Genomic DNA, 23,429 nt, shown 5'->3' on the forward strand with positions numbered 1-23,429 from the left:
TTACGGACTGTCGTTTTTAAAAAATTAGACATCATGCAAGCGAGAATAGGTGGAGAATCCTAAAATACGCAAAAATGGGGTTCTTCCGTAAATTGGATACTTTATCACAAATTGAACTGCGTTTTTTTTACGCTTTTTCGTAAATCCTTGATCCTTCGCTGCATCAGGCATGGGTACAACTCTGCTCGCTTCAGTGCGGGCTTTCAAGCCCTTATGCACAGGCGCTCCCAGAATTTTGCCCATGCCTGATTGGTTTGTCAGTTTTTGAAATCCCGGGGCCTGTTTCTGAATAAAAATCATGGCCATCCATCAATGTAGGTACTCACTTACCGGATGAACCAAAAATGAAAAGGCAAAAACCACGTTTTCTTGTGATCTTTGCCTTTTATATCTAAAACCGAAACGAACTCTACATCTTAAAAGGTCTGCCTAAAGATTCTCGCAGAATGGTTGTTATTGGCCCGTCGCGTCTCCGAGCATTTCATCATTTGATTTTCTTGGATAGAAATAGAAATGGCCATCTTCTCCGCCGACGAGTAAATCTTGAATCCCATCACCATTCCAATCGACGTTCGTGGGAGATGTTGTGTGTCCTTCCAGGCGATTGGGCGTGATATCGCCCCGGTAACGAAAAGCAAATGTATGCGCTTTTTCGCTCGTGTTTTCGTAATAGGAAATATTTCGCGTTTTCTCTGGAGAAGAGCGCGGGCTATTGATTAAGATATCAAAATCGTTATCTCCATCCCAGTCGACCAAGTTAATTTTTCTGCGACCGCTTTTGCCGGCAATCCCATTATTTAAGTTTAACGCATCTCCGTTTTCATCTAAGAAGATTCTCTTACCGGGCAGGGTGATTAACTGGTTCTCTTGTCTGCTTCTCTCAAAGAAACTGAGATAGCCTTCGTGATCGATCAAGATCAAATCATTCAGTCCGTCATCATTCAGGTCTAACACATTGGGGCGCGTTCGCCATTGGACGACGAGTTCTTTTTCATTCGGGTTCCACCAATTCCAGGCTGGCTTGGGAGGCGCATTTTGCCATTCCACTTCAATTGGTCGGGCCGCAGCCAGTGCAGGATTTGAGCGAGTTCCAATATTGCGGTACCAAATCATTTTCCCCACAATCGTATTCATCACGATGTCAGGCAGGCCGTCCATGTCCCAATCCGCCGCATAAGGAACCGAGTAGCCCCATTTGGCTTCTGCAGGCCCTTGGATCGATAGGTTCTCGCCCGCCAGAATGCGGATCTCTTCGCCATTTACGCTCAGCCGTTTCGGCTCCGCCCATTTTGGATGCGGGTCTCCTCCCAGATTCTCGATCCACTCGATGAATCCCGCAGAGTTGCCGCAGATCAAATCTTCATCGCCGTCGCCATCCCAATCAATGCTGCATGGGGTTGCCAACGCGCCGCATTTGACGTTCTCCGCCTGCTGTTGAAAGAACACCGGAGGCCGGAGTTGGGGCGCGCCGGTGTTGTCCTTGCCGGCATTTTCGATCCAAGCGACCCGCCCGTCTTCCTGGCCGACGACAATATCCATATCAGAATCTTGGTCCCAATCAAAAACGACAACTTGAAGCATTTGTAATTCCATCTTGATCTCTTTGCCATTGGCTTTTAGACGCTGTCCCGCCGAATAAACAGGGGTTTGTCTCGTTCCGGTATTTTCAAAAAAACGGATACCGTCTAAAAATTCGCCACAAATTAAATCCATATCGCCGTCGTTGTCCCAATCGACTAAATTGGGCGAAGGGCAGCCGTAGACTTCTAATGGTTTGTCGCCGATTTGAATTTGGGTTGCCGCGCCATACTTGGGGGCGTCATTCGTCCCATTATTTTTCACCCAATACACATGTCCATGGATGGCGCCATGCGTCCAGTTGCCTTTTGCGTCGTATGCGTTGTCCCAGCCATAGTCACGCCAGTCGCTGGTTCCAATCAGAAGGTCGGTGATTTTGTCGCCGTCATAATCGGCGAATTTCCATTGATTTGCTCTGCCTGAATAGAACTCTTTTTCAAATGGAATTGGTTTGGGGTTTGAAAAAAGATTGTTGCGGAAGTCGTCGTGCATTTTTCCAGGTTCACAAATCACCTCTTTGTTATTGATATATGAAATTGTGAGGTTGTGTTTAGCGGAACCCAATCGCTTTCCAGGCAAAAAAACATCGGAACCGTTATTTTCAAAAAGATAGATTCCCTTGTAAGGAACATCGGCTGTAGACGCGAGCAAGTCATTATCACCATCGTTGTCCCAATCTATCGGAAACGGGACCGCCCACAGCCCGACCCCCAAGTCAACAACTAAGCCAGGGTGGTTGTATGCCATGCGGTTTTGCTCAAGAGGGATTTCTGCTTGAGAAAAAGCGGTCGCTTGTATGCTTAAAACGAAGGCCAGCGCAAAAATATGTATCTTCATTTTATACCTTGTCCTTTTGTTTATATTCAACATCTTCATTTAAGATATAGGTTCGTGTGAACATCCGCAATGTTTAAAACCTCTAACCAGAAAGGCAGCGGTATTGAGGGCAGTGAGTTTTTTCGTCATGCTTTTATCCTTGTTGAATATATGAGGCTAACCGGTTTTGGGTTTTAGATTTGTAATCCAACTAAATAGGTAGGTGATTGAGAACGCAGAAATGATTCCAACCGCTGCATAGGTTTGGGTATGCCAGACGAATTCATATTTGATGATCGCGATGATGGCGGTGCTCAACACTAAGCCTGCGACGACGCCAACCTGATTCGCGGTTTTGGTAAACCGTCCGACGCAGAATATTCCGGTCAAGACGCCGCCCAATAGCCCCTGGACGGCGATAAATAGGTCCCAGGCGCCTTTCTGTTCTGGATTGTTTAATAAACTTTGCGCGACCCCGATGGCTAACCCTGTGGCGAACACCCCGACAACAATTGTAATGACGCGGGCCAATCGGAGCCGCTGTTGATCGCTGCTTTGGGGGTTGCGAAAGCGATAATAGAAGTCCGTCACGCAAACCGTCGCGATAGAATTTAAACTGGAATCCAAACTGGACATAGACCCCGCAAAAATTGCAGCGATTAACAGGCCGGATATCCCAACCGGAATTTCATTGACGATGAAGAACGGAAAAATTCGATCATATTGAATTCCCGTTTCAAGCAACCCCGGATGGGTGGTATAAAACGCAAACAGGGCCGTTCCCAAAAAGAAAAACAGGAGCGATGCGGGCGCCGCCACCAACACGCTGAGCCACAGGCAGTTTCTCGCTTCGCGGTCTGTCTTGACGGTGAAATAGCGCTGGACGACCGTTTGGTCGGAAGCGTAAGGGACGAGGTTCGTAAAAAAAGCCCCCAGCAAAATAAACCAGATTAAATCTTTCGAGACGCTCGCGTCGGTGTGTACCATTGCGAATTTATGGTTGGCCTGGCCGATTTCAATGATGCCGAAAAAACCGCCGTCGACTTTCATGCAAACAATCACGATTGCCATGATTGCGCCCAACACCAAAACAAACGCCTGGACTACGTCCGTCCAAATAACGACTTCGATCCCGCCCATGACGGTATATGCCGTTGCGAGAATCCCCATCAAAATAATCATCCAGTAGACGGAAAAGCCCGTGACTTCTGATAACGCTAGCGCGGGAAGGTATAACACAATTGCAACCCGCCCGACTTGCATGAGGATGTAAGCGAGCGCGCCATACGCGCGCGTCTCCGGCCCAAAGCGCTCTTCTAAAATTTGATAAATGGAGGTGTAGTGTTTTTGGCGATAGACCGGCAGAAAATAATAAATCACAAAGACGCCAACGATGGGGATGCCGAGGTTATACAACAACCAGGCCCAATCATTTTCAAACGCCATGCCGGGGATCGAAATATACGTAATGGCGCTGAGCTGGGTGGCGAAAATCGAAATACCGACAGCCCACCAGGCGATGTTTCGGTTTCCGACAAAAAAACGCTCGGTTGAGCCTTCTTTGCGCGAAAAGTAAAAACCAATCCCCACCATGGCTGCGAGGTATACAATCAATACCAGATAATCTATAAAATGAAATTCATTCGTCATTGTTATTGTTCAATCAAAGCGTGACTTCTTTATAGTTATTAAAGACTCCGCTTGAGACGAAGTCGTTCCTATAGAATGATGTACAATTTACCATAATTTCTGACGTTTTTATGGGGAGACATAATGATACATAGCGCGATTCAAATCATTGCATTGATTTCACTGGTTTGTTTTTGTCACTTGCCTTCCGCTGCGGTGGAAGAAGCCGTCGCGAATGGCAAGGCGGTCACACAGAACGCTGTCGAGCCAAACTCATCTCACACCCAACCCAAGGGCTACAGCCTGCCAGTGATTGATCTCTCATCACAGACAGAACGGCAGGTGATAATCGACCAGGAAGCCGGGCAGTATCTGGGGCACCCGACCACCGTATTGTTAGAAGACAAAAAAACCATGATCGCGGTTTACCCCAAGGGACACGGGCGCGGCGCGATCATCATGAAACGCAGTTTGGACGGCGGATTGACCTGGTCAGAACGGCTGCCGGTTCCAGAGAACTGGGCGACGTCGCTTGAAACGCCGACCATTCATCGCGTGATTGATGCGAAAGAAAATCGCCGCCTGGTTCTCTTTTCTGGATTGCATCCCATTCGCCTATCGGTTTCTGAAGATGACGGGCTGAACTGGACGCCGTTGAAGCCGATTGGAGATTTTGGCGGCATCGTCGCAATGTCAGACCTGATTCAAACCAGCGGCGGGCAATATCAAGCGTATTTTCATGATGACGGACGCTTTCTCCACAACGAAGGAAAACGGGGCGCATTCATTGTATACAAGACGCGCTCCGATGACGGCGGTTTGACGTGGAGCGCACAGGAAGAAGTCGTCAGCCATCCCGTTGCGCATTTATGCGAACCGGGGTTGGTGAAATCGCCGGACGGCTCGCAATGGTTGATGTTGCTGCGTGAAAACAGCCGCCAGTTCAATTCGTTTTATTGCGTCTCGAATGACGAAGGCGAAACGTGGTCAGCGCCGAAACAACTGCCGGGCGCGTTGACTGGAGACCGCCATGTAATCCGCTATGCGCCTGACGGCAGACTGGTGATTACGTTTCGCGACATGGCGCATACCACGTCAACCCATGGTGATTTTGTCGCCTGGGTCGGAACCTATGACGACATTATCAATGACAGAGAAGGCCAATACCGCGTCCGGCTGCTGGACAATAAAGACGGCGCCGATACGGGATACGCAGGATTGGAATTGCTCTCTGATGGCGCCTTTGTTTCGACAACCTATTGCCATTTGTATGAAGGCAAAGAGCCGCTTGTTGTTAGCGTACGTTTTCAGTTAAGCGAATTAGACGCCATCGCCCCTTGATGAAGCCGCGCGCGGCCGGTCGCCCGAAATAAAACACGAATTATGTTCTTCTGTTCATTCTTTTTGATTGGAGTTTGTTATGTTGATCCATCACCTGTTGTCATTCATGGCTGTATGCGCAATTTCAAATCCGATTGAGGTATACGACCTCACGTATGCCTTGCGGTTTGATGCGAACAACCGCGAGCAAGTCGAAGACGCCTGGGACCATTGCCACGCCGTCTCAACGCTTCAGGGAATCGTAAACCGGGACCAACCCCGCTTGTATATTCGTTTTGTTGAAAACCATGGAATGAATATTGACGACTATTGGCTCGACCAAAACTCCAAGCCGGGAGAATGGCTTGAAGACAGGCCGAGAAAAAACATCCCTGACATTCAAGCATTGATTGAGACGTATCGCTCAGATATCAACGGCGTTGTTGTTTATGACCCCGCCGTCCCCGCGACAAGCAACCTCGCTTCCAGCATCGCCGGCGCGGAAGATTTGATCGCGATTCGATATGACGCGAGCCCCAACTCGCTTTATTCGCAAATCGTTTTGCAGGGGCCTCAACTTCCGGTCAAGGCGCGGCTCATCAATGAAGACGGCTCATCTCTGTTTACGGGGAAGGACAAAATCCCCGGGACGGACGCGCCATCAACTGGCAGCGCGAAATGCGACGCCTACCTCTGGCTCAAACACCATTATATGGATACCGGAAAACTCAATTGCGAGTATGCGGGCTTCTATCTCGACGCGTATTGGATAGAGAATCCACGAGCGGCGAACCCCAACCACCACACGCTGACCAACCATGATTATTTTGTTTCAAAACGCGCCTTCTTTTTTGACCTTGGCGTGTGGGAAGACGAAACGCCCGTCGATGACCCGACGCAGAAGTTGGGTGAAGACTTAAAGACGCTGAAGGCGTTATTGTTGAACGCATATCATCACGGCGGCAGGGAGAAGATGCTCCACATCGGCGGGTTTACTCCCTGGGCGAATAAATATACCGATCACGGAAACGCAGGCGGCAAACACGGCGGCGTCCCAACGGAATGGGAATTCAGCCGAATCGTCAGCGCCTACAACGGGTACGTTGATGCGGACGCGATAGGGATGGGAGCGATGGCGAACGCTTCGTTCTGGCAGCATTATCCGCTTGATGAACAATACCCCCAGCCCTGGGTGACGCATGATGATTTAGTGAAACGCGGATATCTGAACCGCGACGGTTCAATCAATTTTGATGGACGCGAATTCATCATTTTTTATGTAGGCGATTATGATTCCGCCGCGTGGCTGTATCAGATGGCGCCCAAGTTTTGGGATGATCCGGCCCGTGGAGAGGTCCCGATGATGTGGTCGATCAGCCCGGTGTTGGAGCGCCGGGCGGGAATGGTGATGGCCCGCATGAGAAAGACGGCGACGCCCAATGATTATTTCGTCGCGGCTGATAATGGGGCGGGATATTTGAATCCGGGCATGTTACAAGAGCCGCGCCCGATTTCGGGGCTTCCATCAGGGCTGGACGCATGGGCAGCGCATTGCCTGCCGATTTATCAACGCTGGGGAATGTCGATTACCGGGTTCGTCATTGATGGATATGCGCCCGGGTTAAACGAAGACGGTTTGAGTTGCTATGAGACGTTTAGTCCGAACGGAATCGTCCCGCAGAAGATTCCACCGTTTATGCTTCATCATCAAATGCCAGTGTTACGCGCCGATCATGACGTCAACGAAGGCAACATTAACGCGGCGGCCAATCATATTCTTGCGCGGGTAAAGGACCGCGATTTACCGTTCCATTGGTTCCGCAACATTCTCAAATCACCGCAATGGTATGCAGATGTAGTAACGGCGCTCAAAGAGAAAAACCCGGCGATCGAACTGCTCGACGCTCCGACATTTTTTGAACTACTGCGAATTTATGGAACGGCGCAGGAGAACAAACCCGAGTAATGCACCGCACATGCCTCACACCAGAATAGGCGATTTTCTCGCCTATTCTGGTTGTCTAACGAAACACTCAAACGTCCCAGCGCTTGTCGCCATTGTGGATACGGCTCTCTCAAAACTCGCGAGATTCTTGCGCCGGGTCGATGGAAAACCACTTATATAGAGACGGAATCACAAGAAGCGTGAGGATGGTGGATGTAACCAGTCCGCCGACGACAACGGTCGCGAGAGGGCGTTGTACTTCACTGCCTGCGCCTTCGGAAAAGAGCAGGGGAATAAGCCCCAACGCGGTCGTGAGCGCGGTCATTAACACCGGACGAAGCCTGAGGGCGGCGCCTTCGACAGACGCTTCGTCAACAGAGACGCCCTTTCGAAGCAATTCGTTCAGGTAGGTCACCAACACCATTCCGTTTTCAAGCGCGATGCCAAATAACGCGATAAAACCAACGGATGACGGCACGGACAGATTTTCACCGGTAATCCATAGCGCGACAACGCCCCCAACCAATGCAAGTGGAATATTGAGCAAAATTAGAAATGAGTTTTTCAAAGAGTTGAAACTTGAATACAGCATGAGAAAAATGAGCAAGAGAGTGATTGGGACCACAATCGCTAAGCGTTTGTTCGCTTCTTGTTGCAAGCGAAATTGTCCGCCCCATGTTGCTAGATAGCCGGGAGGAAGGTTGACTTGCTCATCAATGGCTTGTTGCGCTTCTTCGACAAAAGAACCGATATCTCTGCCAACGACGTTGCACTGAACGGTGATGAACCTCTGGTTGTCTTCCCGCGTGATCTGTCGGGGGCCGATGATCTCCTCAATGGTTGCCAGCTCCCCCAGGGGAACTTTGCTCCCATTGGGGGAAGTGATTAGAATCGTACCAATGTCTTCGGGCGTGCTGCGTCTGTCTTTTTGATAGCGGACGTAAATGTCAAACCGCCGAATGCCTTCGAAGATTTGTCCAACGGTCTCGCCGCCGACCGCAGTGCGAATGACCTCCTGCACGTCAGCCATGTTGATCCCATAGCGGGCTATGGCCTGGCGGTTCGGGCGAATCAATAGTTGTGGTTTCCCGGCGATCTGGTCGGGTTGAACATCCGCCGCGCCCCGCACGTTCTGTACGACGATCGCGATTTCATCCGCTTTTTCTTTCAAGGTATCCAGGTCGTCGCCAAAGAGTTTAATCGCCAACTCAGCGCGAACGCCCTCAAGCAATTCATCAATCGTCATCGCGATGGGCTGTGTAAAGTTAGTCGCCACTCCAGGAATCTCACCGAGTTCTTCTCGAATCACGAGGCTCAAATCTTCTTGATGCCAGTTTGGGTCGCGCCATTCTTTTTGCGGTTTGAGAACGATGTACATTTCCGCGCTATTGATGGGGTCGGTATGCGCTCCCACCTCTCCACGGCCAATTCGGGATATGACGGTTGTGATTTCGGGGATGCGCATCAAGCGGCGTTCGACGCGAAACGTCACATCTTTGCTTTCTTCCAAGGAGATCGAGGGGGCCATGGTTAAGCGGACAATCATCGTGCCTTCTTGGAGTTTGGGGGTAAATTCAGAACCAAGTTGAGGGAAAATATAAACACCGATTCCAAGAAAAACAGCAACAAGGATCAAAGAGAAAGATCGATGCCGGACAAAAAGCCGCACAAGCGGAAGATAAGGCGCTTTAAGCCATCGAACCAGAAGGATATCGGTGTTCTGTTTGACTGTTGACCGTGTATTTGGCTTTCGCATAAACACGAATGCAAGCGCTGGGGCGACCGCAATCGCGAAGATCAGCGAACCGAGCATGGCCATTGCCACCGTGTAGGCTAAGGGGCGAAACGTCATCCCTTCTACGCCTTGAAGGGTAAACAGCGGGATGAACACAATAATGATAATGGCAATCGAGAACGCAATTGGACGCCCGACTTCCGCGCACGCGCGTGCAATGATATGGATTTTGGACTCTGAAGGCCCCGATTGGCGAAGAAGGCGGTCAACGTTTTCGACCATAACAATGGTCCCGTCCACCATCATGCCGATGGCAATCGCCAAGCCTCCAAGGGACATTAAGTTTGCCGAGAGGCCAAAGTAACTCATGCCTAAAGTGGCGAATAACACCGAGAATGGAATGGAGAGAGAAACGACGATGCTAGGCCGAAAGCCGCCCATAAAAATAATCAAAATCAAAACAACAAATGCAATCCCTTGCGCTAAAGCGTTTGTGACCGTCGCAACGCAGGACTCAACCAAATCCCGTTGCTGATAATAGGGAACAATTTTTACGCCTTCGGGGAGGATTTTGTTGATCTCTTCGATCTTGTTCTCAACGTGTTCGATTACCGTTGACGAATTCGTCCCGTAGAGTTTAACAACCATCCCCGCGACAACTTCCTGTTTACCGTTTAAGGTCTGAACGCCTCGACGGACTGCGCCTCCGATGCGTATATCGGCGATGTCTCTTAAGTAAACAGGGCGTCCGCTTTCACTCTTGATAACGATGCTTTCCAGGTCATCAATTCCATAGGCCAAGCCGACGGAACGCACCAGATATTCTTCCGCGTTCTTTTCAATAAACTGTGCGCCAACGTTGAGGTTGTTGGCCCGGATTTTTTCGGTCGTTTCGTTTATCGTGATGTCATACTGAAGCAAGGCATCGGGATTGATCACAACGTGATACTGCTTTTCGTGGCCTCCGATTCCTAACACCTCCGTGACGCCTGAGACCGTTTGGAGGTTAAATTTGATAATCCAGTCTTGGATGGTTCGCATTTCTTCCAATGAACGCAAACCCGTCTCATCCTCCAAATAATAGAACAACACTAGTCCCATGCCCGTGGAGATCGGCCCCATCGAGGGTTCGCCGAACCCTTCGGGGATTTGCTCGCGGGCCTCTTGCAAACGCTCATTCACCAGTTGCCGGGCGAAGTAGATATCGGTTCCTTCTTTGAAGTAAATGTTGACGACAGAAAGCCCAAAATTCGACACCGAGCGGATTTTTTGTAAGTCGGGCAAACCGTTCATGACAACCTCGACGGGGTATGTCACATAGCGCTCCACTTCCTCAGGAGCGAGACCTTCGGTAATGGTGAAAACCTGTACCAATGAGGGTGAGATATCAGGGAACGCATCGACGGGCAGGCGGGTATAGGAATAGTACCCGGCCACCATCACGAGAACCGCCATAACAAAAACCAGCAATCGGCTGGAAAGAGACGACTTAATCATTTTTTCAATCATAGTAAACCTCGATACCCGTTCGGGCCGTTCTTAATGAGAATGCCCGCCAGAGGCGAACGCCTCTTTTTCCATTTCCGCTTTCAAGGCGAAGCCGCCTTCTGAGACATAGACCTGGCCGGGCTTAAGGCCGGAGACGATTTCTACTCCAACTTTATTGGTCCGACCGATCTCGACGAATTGCGGCTCGAACAAGTCTTCATGCTGAACAAAAACGGCCGGTTTGTTTTCGATGGTTTGAATGGCTGTTTTGGGTACGTAGACAGAGACGGGGAATGTGTCGGCGGCAATCAAGCCATTAACGAATGACCCGGGCCGCAAGACGCCAGTCGGATTATCAACCACAACGCGGGCGGTGGCCGTGCGCGTGTGCGTATCCAAAACAGCGCTGATGTATGAAATGGTTCCCTTCGTTTGAAAATCCCCAAAATTAAAAAAGATTTCGGCAGTTTGCCCATTGCGGACAGAAGAAAGATTGGCTTGATAGAGCGTGAAATTCACCCAAACTTTCTTTAAATCAGCGATGGTAAACACGGAGGTCTCGTCTTTGACGAACTCTCCGTGTGTGAGGTGTTTTTCTATCACTTGACCTTCAAAAGGCGCGCGGATTTCATAACGCGTTAAGAGGTCATCCGGTTGAGTGGGAATCTGCTTAATCGCCTCTTCTGAAAACCCTACTGCATGAAGTTGTTGTTCCGCGGCGGTGACGTTGATCCGCGCTTCGGCCAATGTTTGTTTTGATGAAAGATAATCTTGCTCGGCGGATATCTTTTTCTCCCACAACGCTTTTTCCCGGTTAAAATTGGTTTGGGCTAACTTATACCGTTCCAACGTAGCCAGGTAACTTGATTTGAGCGTCGCGAGTTCCCGGCTCTCAAGCACGGCGAGGAGTTCATTTTTTGCCACAGCAGCCCCCAACGATTTGTGGACTTCTTTCACGACTCCGGGAATGCGCGGGATAATGTGACTGACTGAATCGGGGTTAATAACCACTTCTCCAGAGACTTCGATATGCTTCGTCAGCATCCCCGGCGACGCGATCGCCGTCTTAATATTGAATTCTTCCAAAGTTGCAGTTGAAAAACGGATAGCGTGTTCCTCATGGTCATCCTCACCGGCGTGAGAATCGCTTTCTTCGTGCCCGTCTTCATCCGAGTGAACGTCTACATCTGAATGCTCATGGCCTTCGTGCTCTTCTTCATCCGCATGAACGTCTACATCTGAATGCTCATGGCCTTCGTGCCCTTCTTCATCCGCATGCTCAAGTTCAAGTGGCGCCTTTGAGAAAGCAGCATAGGAATAGCCATTCGTTGGATTAAACAAAACGATTGCGACGGAGAGAAAAATCCCCAGGAAAACGGTCATTGCTGAAATAAAGATCATTTTCTTATTCATTGTTTTTCACCTCAGGCATTGTCATTTGATCTGCTGGTATTACGTTTTGAAGCGGTTTGCCGAGCAAGCGCTCAAGGGCGACCCAATGCGCATGAAAATCGGCGGTGGTTTCGATCAACTTGGTCCGTGATTCAAAGAGAGTTCGTTGCGCATCGAGAACCTCCAGATAGGCGAATTTCCCTTGTTCGTAGCCTTCCCGAACGGCTTCATACGCGCTGTTTGCGCCGGGGAGTATTTCTTTTTTTAACCGGTCGATTTGGGTACGGGAGGACAACAACGACTGGTAGACAGTTGAGAGAGCGCTAAGCGCTTCAACTGTCACGGCGCGTTTTTCTTCCTCGCCTTTTTGGATCCGTTCTCTGGACGCCTGTATTGCGCCCTGGTTGCGGTTGAAAATGTTGAGCGGAAAAGAAACTGCCGCGATGAAGGCTACATCGTCCGATTCATTTATATATCGAAGTCCGCCGCTCAGGGTTATATCGGGAACGGCTTGTGAAACCTCGAGGTTGAGCGCTGCTTCGCGCTTTTTCATTTCGGCGCTCCAGCGCTGTACGTCGGGATTCGCTTCAACTTCAGTAGAAAGTGATTCCAACGAAGGAAGTTCGTGGATATCCCCCAGCGTCCCCGTTGCGAGTTCAAATTGTGGAACAGCGCTTCCCCAGGCAGCGGCAAGTTGTATCTTTGCCGCTTCGAGTTCACCCTTCGCTTGGTCGAGAAGATTTTGTTCGGCAGCGAGTTCGACGCGTGCGCGCGTTTCCTCCATGGGAGCGACTCGGCCTGTTTTCACTCGCTCAGAAATAGCAAAAACAGATTCTTCGGCGAGTTGGAGCAGCTCATTAAGAATCTCAATTCGCTGCTGAGCGGTCAAAACATCAAAATAGCGCTGGGCGACCTGAGCGAGGACATCCGCGACAGCAACCCGGTAGTCCCATCTTGCGCTTTCAGTTTCCCACTGAGCAACGACTTGGCGGTTTTCGCGCTTCCCGCCGAATTCAATGAGCTGGCTATAGAGAGCGGTTGCCTCTGCCTGGTTGAAGAGATCAATCGGGCCGGTTCCAGCAAAATTTTCAAGTTCCGTTTCGAGTTCCGGGTTGGGATAGAAGCCTTCTTGAATCTCAAGCGATTCACGGGCTCGTATCTCCCATGAGAAAGCGGAAAGCGAAGGATTGTGCAAAAGGGCTAGAGACGCCGCTTGCTGTAGCGTCAAAGGGCCGATGGGTTCAGTGATGCTCGCCATCGGCGAATGATTGTTAGTTTCATCGTTAAAATATTGGGAATTACTCGTGGTCAAAGTGGCCGGGCTATCATTTGGGGGCGTCGTGGTGACGCACCCCGATGCGATAAATACCAGCGTGAGAACAATAAGAAATGGACGCATTTTTGCCTCCTCGTATTTCAGACAGAACAAGATCACGCAAAAGAGAGACAACGCGGAATGACATTCAAGCGGCGTTGTACTTGCGTAAGGCGCACAATGAAGCGCGTGAGGAAAAACAGAAAAGGCGGTGGATCAAATCAGAAGAATCGTCGAACGAATTTGAGAGGAAAGCAGGCTTTGATAATGGAACGGGGCGACTTGAGTCAATTGAGATTTTTGGTAGACGGGCGAAACTCGCACAAAAGAATCGAATCTCAGCGATGGAAGATTGAGCGAGGGCGGTTCGCATTTGGCGGAACCGAGAACAATGGTTTCGTTTTGGAGTAGAGGGATATCAATACAAGCGCCGCAATTATCTTCTTCCTCTTCTTCTTGAGAAACGAGACTGACAGAGCGTTGGCTATTTGTTGAAGCGCAACATACTTTCTCCTGCGAATTTTCGAAAGAGAAATGTCCGTCGCTTCCAACACACAGAACGGCCCCCGAAAATGGAAACTGTAATAGCGTCGAGACGACAAATACCCAATAGAAGAAACGTTTCATTTTATATCCAGAAGAAAACAAGCGCCGTTCTCGCCTTTGAAAACGGCTTATTATTTTACAGTGTACACGATTATTTCTGTCACCTTTATCATATACCACCTAATTTCTCATCCACAAGTGTCTGGCATTAGAAGCGAGGTCATTATTCCGAAACGATTTCTTTAACAAAACGAACCAAGATATCATGCGCAGGCTTGGCCATACCGCCGTGATCGAAACCTTGCAGTTCATACAGCGTCGTCGCCTTATGCCCGGCGCCTTTCATCATCCGCGCCATGTAGGCGTTTTCTTCATACCGCCCCAACATCTCCATCTCGCGGTCGCCGGTAATAAACACAATCGGCGGCGCGTCAGACCGGACGTGATATAACGGCGCAAATTTATCAACAATCGGTCGCTCGCGCGGGATGCCGCGTTCATCACGCACAGTAAAATGGGTGATGGTGTGTCCGCTGAATGGAATCAATCCAGCGATGCGGTCGGCGTCAACGCCGTGCTTCGCCAGCCAGCGTTTATCGAGGCCAACCATGCTGGTGAGATAACCGCCTGCGGAATGGCCCGAAACAAACACCCGCTGCGGGCTGCCGCCGAATTCGTCGATGCGCTTCATCACCCACGCAACAGAGGCCGCCGCGTCTTCGATATAAGCGGGGCATTTCACCTTGGGATTCAGCCGATAGTTTACCGCCGCAACGGCGAAACCCTGTTCTTTCAGCGCTTGCGGAACAGAACGATTGCCCGCCTGCAAACCGCCGCCGTGAAACCAGACGATGGTGGGGAAATCTTTAAGACCGGTTGGATAGTAGAGATCAAGGCGGCATCGCTCATTGATATACGCATCCTCCAAACTCGCCGCATTTTCATAATAAAGAATGTCCGTCTTGGTTGTGTATTCGACCTTGGCGTCTTGCGCAACGCACAATTGCGCGACCGCTATCATCAAACAAACTGAAATCGTGAATGGGTAGTATTTTTTCATTTTTCACCTATCAAATTTTAGGTTCATCCGGCAAGTGAGTACTTACATTGATGGATGGCCATAATTTTTATTGAGAAACAGGCTCCGGCATTTCATAAATTGACAAACCAATCAGGCATGAGTGGAACTCTGGGAGCGCCTGTGCATAAGGGCTTGAAAGCCCGCACTGAAGCGAGCAGAGTTGTACCCATGCCTGATACAGCGAAAGATCAAGCATTTACGAAAAAACGTCAAAAAAACGCAATTCAATTTGTGATAAAGTATCCAAATACCGGAAGAACCGAATTTTATTTGATTACTTTAAACGAATATTCGCCGGACGGCGTAAAGAAAACCAGTTTCTCATTTTCTGTCCGAACCAATATAACATCTCTCTGTCTGCTGAGTTCTTTTCCATTTAACTGAACTTGATCCAAGTTCGCAGCCGGAACATAAACATGAGCGGTGGTATTCGCTGGTATCCTGACGCTTAACTCAAACATCGCTTCCGAATTTTTCCATTCGCTGCCAATCGCGCCATGAATACTTTCAACCGACGCCTTCACCCAATGGATGGGTTCCTGTTCGGGGTTCGAGCCATATTCAGGCGGATGAGGATCAATGATGATTTCCTTGTAGCCGGGCGACGCGCAGTCGATCCCCGCCAGCGACTGGAACATCCATTCACACACCGCGCCGAAGGCGTAATGGCTGAATGAGTTCATCGACACGCTGGCGAAACCGTCTTCTTTGGTATAGCTGTTCCAGCGCTCCCAAATGGTGGTGGCGCCGTTTTCAACTTCATACCCCCATGATGGATATCGGCGGCTTTGCAACAACCGGGCGGCCAAATCGTTATTGCCGTGACGGGTCAGCACCGTCAACAGTGGACGCGTCCCCAAAAACCCGGTGCTCATGCGAACGTCGTTTTCATTGATGAGTTCCACAAGGCGGTCGCTCGCGGCTTGCGTCTGTTCTTCCGAAACCAATCCGGCGAACAGCGCCAATGAATAGGAGGTTTGATAATCATGCTTGATGCGCCCGTCATCACTTAGGTACTTTGCGGCAAATGCGTTTTTGATTGATGAATACAATTCACGATACTGTTTTGCGTCATCGCTTTCACCAATCGCGTCCGCCATTTCGGCCATCATTCGCGCGGATAGCGCAAAATAAACCGTATCGACATACTCAACCGGCGCAGTGTCGCCCAGCGCCAGCCAATCGCCCCAACCGTTGCCGATATTCACGCCCAAAAAGTCAGGGCTGTTGGTTTGGCGAAACTGCATGAAGCGCGTCATCGACTCGTAATGCCGTTCGATAACGCGCACGTCGCCGTACACCTTATATATTGTCCAGGGACAAATGATCCCCGCATCCATCCAGGCGGTCGCGAAGCCGCGATGGGGTTTGCCGTGCATCATCGGATAGGGCGCATAATCGGGATACGCCCCATTGGGCAATTGGGCTTCTTCTAAATCATCCAGCCATTTAGTAAAGAAGGCGGCGACGTCAGCGTTATAGCTCGCCGTTCGGATATAGGTTTGCGCATCACCCGTCCAGCCAAAGCGCTCGTCGCGTTGCGGGCAATCAGTGGGGACTTCAAAAAAGTTCGACCGCTGCGTCCAGACGATATTTTTAAACAATTGATTGACCATCGGATCAGAACACGCAAACGAACTGGTCAGCGGCGTGTCGGAATGAATGGCGATTCCCGTGACGGTATTCAGGCTGGGCTTTTCCGTCAGGCCCGTTAATTCAACATATTGGAATCCATGATAGGTAAAACGCGGCTCCCAGATTTCGGGCTGGCTGTCGCCGCGCAAGATGTAAGTATCCGTCGCTTGCGCCCGGCGCAGGTTTTCGGTCATCAAGCGCCCGTCAGGGTGCAGCATCTCACCGTGGCGAATCACAATCGTATCGCCGCGCTTGCCTTTCACCTTGATCTGTACAACGCCGGAAAAGTTTTGCCCCATATTAAAGATAAAGGTTCCCGGAGAAGGCTCGGTGATCTCAATCGGTTTTATCTTCTCCGTCGGACGGATGGGGACTGACGGATAGGCAGTGATTTGCTTTGGTTCAATAAAACCAAACTCCATTTCGCGCTTACCTGCTTGGTCCGTAAACACGGCCTTGGTCGAACCATTATCTTTCGCGGGGATAGCACTCTCCCACTGCGCGTCGTCAAAGCCAGGCTGGTTCCAACCAGGTTGTTCCAGCCGCGCGTCATAGGTTTCACCCATGAGCATGTCGGCCTTAACAATCGGCCCGGTGCGAGTTTTCCAGCTGGCGTCGGTTGCGATGATTTCGCTGGTTCCGTCTGTATATTCGATCTCAAGTTGCGCCAAGAGCGCCGGGGTCTTTCCATAAATATTGCGCCCGCTTTGGTTGGGGCCATAACCGACCAGCAAGCCATAGCCGAGATAACCGCTATACCAGCCGTCAGCGACGATGGCGCCAATCGCGTTTTGTTTAGACTGGACCAGGCTTGTCACGTCAAATGCGTTGTAGTAAACCCGTTCGCGATAATCTGACCAGCCGGGGGTAAACATTTGGTCGCTAACGCGTTTTCCGTTGATGCTCAGTTCATAGATTCCCAACGCAGACGCATAGGCCATGGCGCGTTTGATTGGCTTGTTCGCGACAAACGTCTTTCGGTAATATCGCGCTGGCGGAAGAACCATATTCTCTCTTGACGCCGACATGGGCGCATCATCTTTAAAACTGGTCCACTCCGCTTTCCAGTCTTCATTCGACAACAACCCCATTGACCAATGCGCGGCGCTGCTCCAATGAGACGCGCGACCATCCTGCCCCCAGACGCGCACTTTCCAGAAACAATGTTGACGCGATTGTAGTGGAGCGCCTTGGTAGGCAATGTTGACGCTTTGGCTGCTTTCGGTTTTTCCTGAATCCCAAAGATCAAACTGGTTTCGATGCAACAATTCATCGCTCGAAGCAACGCAAATTTGATAGGCGGTTTGCAGGGCGCCATTTTCGTCAGAGTCCAACTTCCAACTTAAGCGCGGCTGGGTTTCATCAATGCCAATTGGGTTTACCAGATACTCGGTGCGCATGTCTTGCGCCGTGAGCGCGTCCGCCGCTGCCATCGCTCCTAGATAACCGAGAAAAATAAAAAAAACGGCTGCTGTTTTTTGAAGAGAAAAATTCATCGTTCGCCCCATTGTTCTATATTTCATTTCCTCATATAAGCATCTAATAATTCGCCATCGACCGCAAGTTCCTTCGTGATTTCAGGCGAAAAATTTCAGCGAGATTGATATCCATGCGTGATGCATTATGCAAAAGCGCTTGGGTTTGTCCTGTATCAAATAGAATGCGCACGGAATCGATTTCAATAAACAAAGATAAGCTATGCTCCGCAATCAAATCGTCCGGGCGGGCTGTGTTGTTGATTAAGACAGAGACCGTACTTTGTTGAACTTTAACCATTTTAATGTGTACAGAGGTTTTCACCCGTTTGCAAAGAGCCTTCCAAAAATTGTTTTGCGAGCGCTTCAGGAAGTTCCTCCGGCGCGCCGATCACAACCCGGATGGAGTATTGATCAAACAATTGTTTGGCTTTGATGCCCATGCCGCCGCAAATAATGACGTCTGCGCCTTGCTGGTGCAACCACAAGGGCAAGACGCCAGGTTCATGAGGCGGAGGCGTGACGAGCGTCTTGCTCGTTACCTGTCCTGCTGAAGAGTCGACTTCAAGCAGAGCAAAATGTTCACAATGGCCAAAATGGGCTGCGAGTTTTTCGTTGATGACGGGGACGGCGATTTTCATTAGTTGGCTCCTTTTTTTGAGACTTCACTTGATAAAGTTAGTCGTTGTTTTATGGTTCGCCATAGTTCTCGAATGGCGATTGCCGACGGACCATTTGAAAATTCTGTTAATGACATTTGATTGATTTGCGCCTCGACGAAAGAACTGTCATACGGAATTCGCCCAACAACTGGCGTCCCCAGTTCGATTCCGCGCATGGTGATGCTGTGGGTGATATCCCGGTTGATATCATATTTGTTCACACAAATAACGGCTGGAATATCGAAGTGATGAGACAATTCAACCACTCGTTCCATATCATGAAAACCGGATAACGTTGGCTCGGTGACGATAAGAACTAAATCAACGCCTGAAATTGCAGCAATGACGGGACATCCAATCCCGGGCGGGCCGTCGATCAATATCCAATCGCAGCCAAGTGATTGGCCCCATTCAAACGCATGTCTCCGAACCAACGTTGATAGTTTTCCTGAATTCTCTTTCGCGACTTGCAAGGTTGCGTGAGTCATTGGCCCTAAACGTGAGTGAGAGCGAAACCATTCTCCATTTTCTTCTTCCCGAAGTTCGATGGCGCCGACGGGACAATACCGGACGCAGACCCCGCATCCTTCACAGGCCAGTGAATCAACTTGATAGACGGTTCCAGCCATTGTCTCTACGGGCTGCACCGCCTCAAATGCGCAAAGGTCAAAACAAACCCGGCAATCAATGCACTTGTCTTTTGATATATAGGCTTTTTTTCCACAACGAAACGCTCCGCGTTCAATTACTTGTGGATTTAATACGAGGTGCAAATCAGACGCGTCGACGTCGCAATCCGCAACCATCGCATTTTGGGCGAGAGACGCGAGACATGCCGTCAAACTAGTTTTTCCGGCGCCGCCTTTTCCACTGATTATGCTAATTTGCTTCATCATGGGCGGCTCTCGCTTCCGACCAATGAAGACGCAACGCTAAAATATATTTCCACCATTGGTTTTTGCACGCTTGGAACGCTCTTGACAATCAATTCTCCGCGAGAACAGGCCTCAGCGGCGATACGATCATCCGGCACCGAAGCGATAATCGGAATCGCTTCTCTCGCACAGTAATCATGCGCACAAGAATCGCCGATTCCATCCCGGTTAATGACCACGCCAAACGGAACCTCTAATAATCGCAAAAGTTCAACAATTAAATGAAGATCGTGGACGCCGAACGGCGTCGGTTCACAGACAAGAATCACAAAATCACAATCTCGAACCGCTTCAATGGTTGGGCAGGAACAACCCGGCGGGCAATCAACGATGACAAACGAATTATCATCTGCATACGACTTTACCGTTCGGATCACAGGAACAGCAGACGGTTCTCCGATATTTAGTTTCCCCTGAACAAATGCAAAGCCGTCCGCCCATCCCCGCTCAATATCACCAACCGTTCGCTGGCCTTTTGTGATTGCTTTTTCGGGGCATCCACGCCAACAGCCGCCGCATCCATGACAGAGATCAGGAAACACCAAAATGTTCTTGCCCACATAAACAATTGCCTGAAACTGACAGATGTCTGCACACTGACCACATTGAGTACATAGGCTGGGATCATAACTCGGGCAGTTCACATAAACCGGCAATTTTTGATCGAGTATAGGTTTAACAAAGATATGGCAGTTCGGCTCTTCAACGTCGCAGTCAAGCAAGCAAACTGGAGCGGATGAATAACGAGATGCGATATACGCAAGATTGGCGGCGACGGTCGTTTTCCCGACGCCGCCCTTACCGCTAGCGATTGCAACTTTCATGTAGATAAACCGTCACGCAGCATCGGAGATTGACATTTGGGACAGATCAGCGTCTTGCATGGAACGCCGGGCTGATGAGGCGCGGTTTCGCCACAGTTAGGACAAACGCAATTTCCGTCCTGGCTCATAGCGCTTCGCCCTTTGCCCTGGCCGCGTCCCTGCCCCTGACCGCCCTTTCGTCCACCTCCGCCGGAACTTGGTCCTCGACTACCTTGTCCTGATTGGCCTTTTGGCATTTCACTTGGCTCTCTTCCGATTGGGCCTGTTATGGTTCCAATGATGATGGTTCGTTGCTGGGCGGCGCTTCCAATTTCTCAATGCGTTGGTTGATGTTATCCAACAACAATTGAACTTGCTCCGCCTGTTCTTTTAGCGCGGCCAAATCCTGATTGCGGTCGAATGCAGCAACATCTAGAGAGAAGTTTCCCTGTCGGCGTCCTCTTCCAAATGAGTTGGAGGCCCTGCTCCCTCGTCTTCGTCCAACACTGCGACCAACTCGAAATGGAACGCCTCCTCTCCCTGTAGAAACATTGCTTACGGTTCCAGTACACAATCCAAAACCGCGTCCTGTGGCGGGCCCCATTCCAGAGGGGCCGCTTCGATCTTTTCCTGGCATGATGACGACCTCCTTATGCACGGTTGGTTGCAACCGGTGCATCGTAATTTCCGGTGAGAATAAAATCGCCGGTCTTGCATCCGATGTCCCGTGCGATCACGGGACATTTGGCTTGTAAGAGAAAGAAAATCGGCTTTCGAATATGGCTAAGCGTTTCGTAATTGGCCTGGCCTTTTGCAATAATTAAATCGGCGGAAGCAAACCGTTCGCGAAAAATCGGCGAGCAATCATCCAAAATACAGCCAGGCGCATCAGAGCCATTGCCAACAACACGCACCATCTGGGTCAGCCCTGTTTCCAATGCGTCTTCCATGGTTGCGTCATTAATGATTGGCTTGCCTTTCACTACATAGACAACCTTGTCGAGCGGCATTTGCGAAAGCAACAATTGGTCAAAAACGATCTCTCCCGCATTGTCGCCAAGAAATAAAATCGTCTTGGCTTCGTTGATCGCCTGTTTAAACAATTCAATCGCTGCGTTTGAGATATCTGCTGACAAACTCTTTTCAATTGATGCATGGACCGATTCATCTTCAACCGTTGCCGCAGCGCCAAAATCGATAATGTTTCCAGCGATCGCCAAGCGGACGGCGCACTCCAGTGGGTCCGCCGCGTCATCGACGTAGCGCTTCAGCCGGGGCAACAGTCTCAGCGCAAACTGGTTGAAATATTGTTTGCGTTCGTAATACGGATCGCTCTGGGTGGTTAATTCACGAATCAAACGGTGTATGCGCTGCCCCATGATCGGCGGAGGCATCGTCAGGTCCATTTCACTCACTTCTCGTAGCATGTTTCGCAACATCCCTTCGTGAATGCGCTCATCGCTCGATACAAAACGGGCAGTTGCCAGCGCCTGTTTTAAAAAACAAGGGATGCAATCAAAGTACGTTTTCATTTGCTCTGGCTCCAACGCCGTCTTGGTCTTCGGCGCTTTTTTCTTTTAACTTTCCGGCTTTGAATTGTTTGAGGGCCTGTACGACCGATTCCTCTGAAGAGAGATACCCCTTGATGTTCGCCGCCGACAGCGTTGTCAGGGCTTTAGGGCCGATGTTTCCGGCTATCACCACTTTGACTCCATGAGTAGCAAGCATTTTCACTGTCCCAATGCCGGCCCCGTGATCCATTTCATTATTCTCGTCATTTTCAAGCGCGTTAAATTCTTCGCTATCCGAATCGAAAATAATAAAATACGCAGACCGGCCTAAACGTGAATTAACCCGGCTAAAGATATCCATGCCTTGTGAAGCGATTGCAATTTTCATAATGATTCTCCATTGGGATATGCGGCTTACGCTCCGAAACGGGCGTGGTGAATTGAACCGGTAAGAAGTGTGGAGACGGCTCTCCACGATTTGAAGATGGATCACAGCGCTCTTCTAAGCACAGTGGATTAATCAGCCGGGCTGGAATTCCCACTACGATTTCGTCGTTTTGAATAAAACCCATCTCGCGAGACGTTGGACACCCCATCGAAAGACAAATCGTATTTCGCTGATAGGATTTTGATAACACATTGCCGCAGGTGGCCAGGAAAGTGGAAATTTGAACGCTCAACTCGTTTTGAAACATCCGCTGCCAGAGCCGAACCAACTTCATTGCTGTTCTGGGAGAGCAATATGACATGACAACATCGGGTTGCGACACGGCGCCCATTTCAAGCGCATATACACGGTCCAATCGTGGCGTAATTTCAAGAATTGAGCGAACCGAGATCCGCGTCATTCCAGTTTCTTCAGCAATGTGCTCAATCAGCGCGTTCTCGTCGACGTTCGGGTCTCCCAAACTTCGTCTTCCACCCATGCAACTAACTTGAGAAACAGGCAGAATAAATGATTCGTTTTTTGCATTCCAAATGGCTTCGCAAACTCTCAAATTTTTCTGTGTATGCAAGGTTTTTGAATCATCGGATGGATTAATTTTCACGCCAATCCATTCGCCGCCAAATTGTTTTTTGAGTAAATCGAATAATTGTAAATGAGTCTGCGGCATAGTTACCCCTGTTTGTGTAAGCACGGCTTGTTGTCTGTCTCGAATGAACGTTGTTTTGCGCAGCCCGGCATCAAAAATTGTTCTTGCATCAGCTGGTTTGACAGATAGGCTTCGACAACTTCATCAATCAATCCACAAATATGTTCTGTGACTTCGATTTCTCTCAGTTGAAGCATTTTTTCTAATGGTCGAGAAATCGCCCCGCAAATCAGTTGGTCTACTTTAAATTCATCAATTCGCGCGGCCCGATTGATTCCAATACACCCTTCCAGGTCATGTTCTTTTCGCCCATGTTCTTTGCCATCAATCAGCTCAATGACCAGCAAGCGATTGGCGGTATCAAATACAGGAGCGATTCGTGAAAAGAGAACTGGAAGAGCAATCTTCATAACACTCATACAAAGTGCAGGAAACATTCCAAAACACAAAAATTCTCTAAGTCGTTATC

At 49.7% G+C, this 23,429-nt stretch carries 19 protein-coding genes; 2 read left to right on the forward strand and 17 right to left on the reverse strand.

Annotation, left to right across the window (positions count from 1 at the left end; genetic code table 11):
* Positions 1–24: 24 nt before the first annotated feature.
* The 3 genes from P9L94_12300 to P9L94_12310 all read right to left on the reverse strand — a co-directional run bounded on the left by P9L94_12300 (position 25) and on the right by P9L94_12310 (position 4,044).
* Positions 25–306: a hypothetical protein gene (locus P9L94_12300; protein ID MDP8244858.1), complete on the reverse strand. Its 282-nt coding sequence runs from the start codon at positions 304–306 to the stop codon at positions 25–27.
* Between the two features lie 147 nt (positions 307–453).
* Complete coding sequence (locus P9L94_12305) at positions 454–2,415, reverse strand: VCBS repeat-containing protein (protein ID MDP8244859.1); 1,962 nt, start codon at positions 2,413–2,415, stop codon at positions 454–456.
* 156 nt (positions 2,416–2,571) lie between these two features.
* Complete coding sequence (locus P9L94_12310) at positions 2,572–4,044, reverse strand: sodium:solute symporter (protein MDP8244860.1); 1,473 nt, start codon at positions 4,042–4,044, stop codon at positions 2,572–2,574.
* Positions 4,045–4,167: 123 nt separating this feature from the next.
* Between P9L94_12310 and P9L94_12315 the strand changes: the two genes are divergently transcribed.
* Both P9L94_12315 and P9L94_12320 read left to right on the forward strand, forming a co-directional pair.
* Positions 4,168–5,364: a sialidase family protein gene (locus tag P9L94_12315; protein ID MDP8244861.1), complete on the forward strand. Its 1,197-nt coding sequence runs from the start codon at positions 4,168–4,170 to the stop codon at positions 5,362–5,364.
* 79 nt (positions 5,365–5,443) lie between these two features.
* On the forward strand, positions 5,444–7,309 hold the full coding sequence (locus tag P9L94_12320) for a GxGYxYP family putative glycoside hydrolase (GenBank protein ID MDP8244862.1): 1,866 nt from the start codon (positions 5,444–5,446) through the stop codon (positions 7,307–7,309).
* 109 nt (positions 7,310–7,418) lie between these two features.
* On the opposite strand, the gene P9L94_12325 is transcribed toward P9L94_12320, so the two are convergent.
* The 14 genes from P9L94_12325 to P9L94_12390 all read right to left on the reverse strand — a co-directional run bounded on the left by P9L94_12325 (position 7,419) and on the right by P9L94_12390 (position 23,370).
* Positions 7,419–10,532 carry a CusA/CzcA family heavy metal efflux RND transporter gene (locus P9L94_12325; GenBank protein ID MDP8244863.1) on the reverse strand — a complete coding sequence of 1,038 codons (3,114 nt, stop codon included), beginning with the start codon at positions 10,530–10,532 and terminating at the stop codon, positions 7,419–7,421.
* Positions 10,533–10,562: 30 nt separating this feature from the next.
* A complete protein-coding gene (locus P9L94_12330; GenBank protein MDP8244864.1) occupies positions 10,563–11,924 on the reverse strand; it encodes an efflux RND transporter periplasmic adaptor subunit in 1,362 nt (453 codons plus the stop codon).
* On the reverse strand, positions 11,917–13,302 hold the full coding sequence (locus P9L94_12335) for a TolC family protein (protein ID MDP8244865.1): 1,386 nt from the start codon (positions 13,300–13,302) through the stop codon (positions 11,917–11,919). Before P9L94_12335 ends, P9L94_12330 begins: the two co-directional genes overlap by 8 nt.
* Positions 13,303–13,434: 132 nt before the next feature.
* Positions 13,435–13,944 (reverse strand): hypothetical protein, encoded by a 510-nt coding sequence (locus P9L94_12340; GenBank protein MDP8244866.1) that lies wholly within the window; start codon positions 13,942–13,944, stop codon positions 13,435–13,437.
* Positions 13,945–13,987: 43 nt separating this feature from the next.
* A complete protein-coding gene (locus P9L94_12345; protein MDP8244867.1) occupies positions 13,988–14,824 on the reverse strand; it encodes an alpha/beta hydrolase in 837 nt (278 codons plus the stop codon).
* Between the two features lie 287 nt (positions 14,825–15,111).
* Positions 15,112–17,976: a family 78 glycoside hydrolase catalytic domain gene (locus P9L94_12350; GenBank protein MDP8244868.1), complete on the reverse strand. Its 2,865-nt coding sequence runs from the start codon at positions 17,974–17,976 to the stop codon at positions 15,112–15,114.
* 281 nt (positions 17,977–18,257) lie between these two features.
* A complete protein-coding gene (locus P9L94_12355; protein ID MDP8244869.1) occupies positions 18,258–18,596 on the reverse strand; it encodes a NifB/NifX family molybdenum-iron cluster-binding protein in 339 nt (112 codons plus the stop codon).
* Positions 18,596–19,513, reverse strand: a complete 918-nt coding sequence (locus P9L94_12360) for an ATP-binding protein (protein MDP8244870.1) — start codon at positions 19,511–19,513, stop codon at positions 18,596–18,598. The genes P9L94_12355 and P9L94_12360 overlap by 1 nt, the downstream gene beginning before the upstream one ends.
* Positions 19,510–20,376, reverse strand: a complete 867-nt coding sequence (locus P9L94_12365; GenBank protein ID MDP8244871.1) for an ATP-binding protein — start codon at positions 20,374–20,376, stop codon at positions 19,510–19,512. The genes P9L94_12360 and P9L94_12365 overlap by 4 nt, the downstream gene beginning before the upstream one ends.
* A gap of 265 nt (positions 20,377–20,641) precedes the next feature.
* Positions 20,642–20,992: a DUF5320 domain-containing protein gene (locus P9L94_12370; protein ID MDP8244872.1), complete on the reverse strand. Its 351-nt coding sequence runs from the start codon at positions 20,990–20,992 to the stop codon at positions 20,642–20,644.
* A gap of 13 nt (positions 20,993–21,005) precedes the next feature.
* Positions 21,006–21,887 carry an ARMT1-like domain-containing protein gene (locus P9L94_12375; protein ID MDP8244873.1) on the reverse strand — a complete coding sequence of 294 codons (882 nt, stop codon included), beginning with the start codon at positions 21,885–21,887 and terminating at the stop codon, positions 21,006–21,008.
* On the reverse strand, positions 21,871–22,254 hold the full coding sequence (locus P9L94_12380) for a NifB/NifX family molybdenum-iron cluster-binding protein (protein ID MDP8244874.1): 384 nt from the start codon (positions 22,252–22,254) through the stop codon (positions 21,871–21,873). Before P9L94_12380 ends, P9L94_12375 begins: the two co-directional genes overlap by 17 nt.
* Complete coding sequence (locus P9L94_12385; protein MDP8244875.1) at positions 22,214–22,981, reverse strand: DUF169 domain-containing protein; 768 nt, start codon at positions 22,979–22,981, stop codon at positions 22,214–22,216. The genes P9L94_12380 and P9L94_12385 overlap by 41 nt, the downstream gene beginning before the upstream one ends.
* A 2-nt stretch (positions 22,982–22,983) precedes the next feature.
* Positions 22,984–23,370 carry a NifB/NifX family molybdenum-iron cluster-binding protein gene (locus P9L94_12390; GenBank protein MDP8244876.1) on the reverse strand — a complete coding sequence of 129 codons (387 nt, stop codon included), beginning with the start codon at positions 23,368–23,370 and terminating at the stop codon, positions 22,984–22,986.
* Positions 23,371–23,429: the final 59 nt, after the last annotated feature.

The organism is Candidatus Hinthialibacter antarcticus, from assembly GCA_030765645.1.
Classification (GTDB): domain Bacteria; phylum Hinthialibacterota; class Hinthialibacteria; order Hinthialibacterales; family Hinthialibacteraceae; genus Hinthialibacter; species Hinthialibacter antarcticus.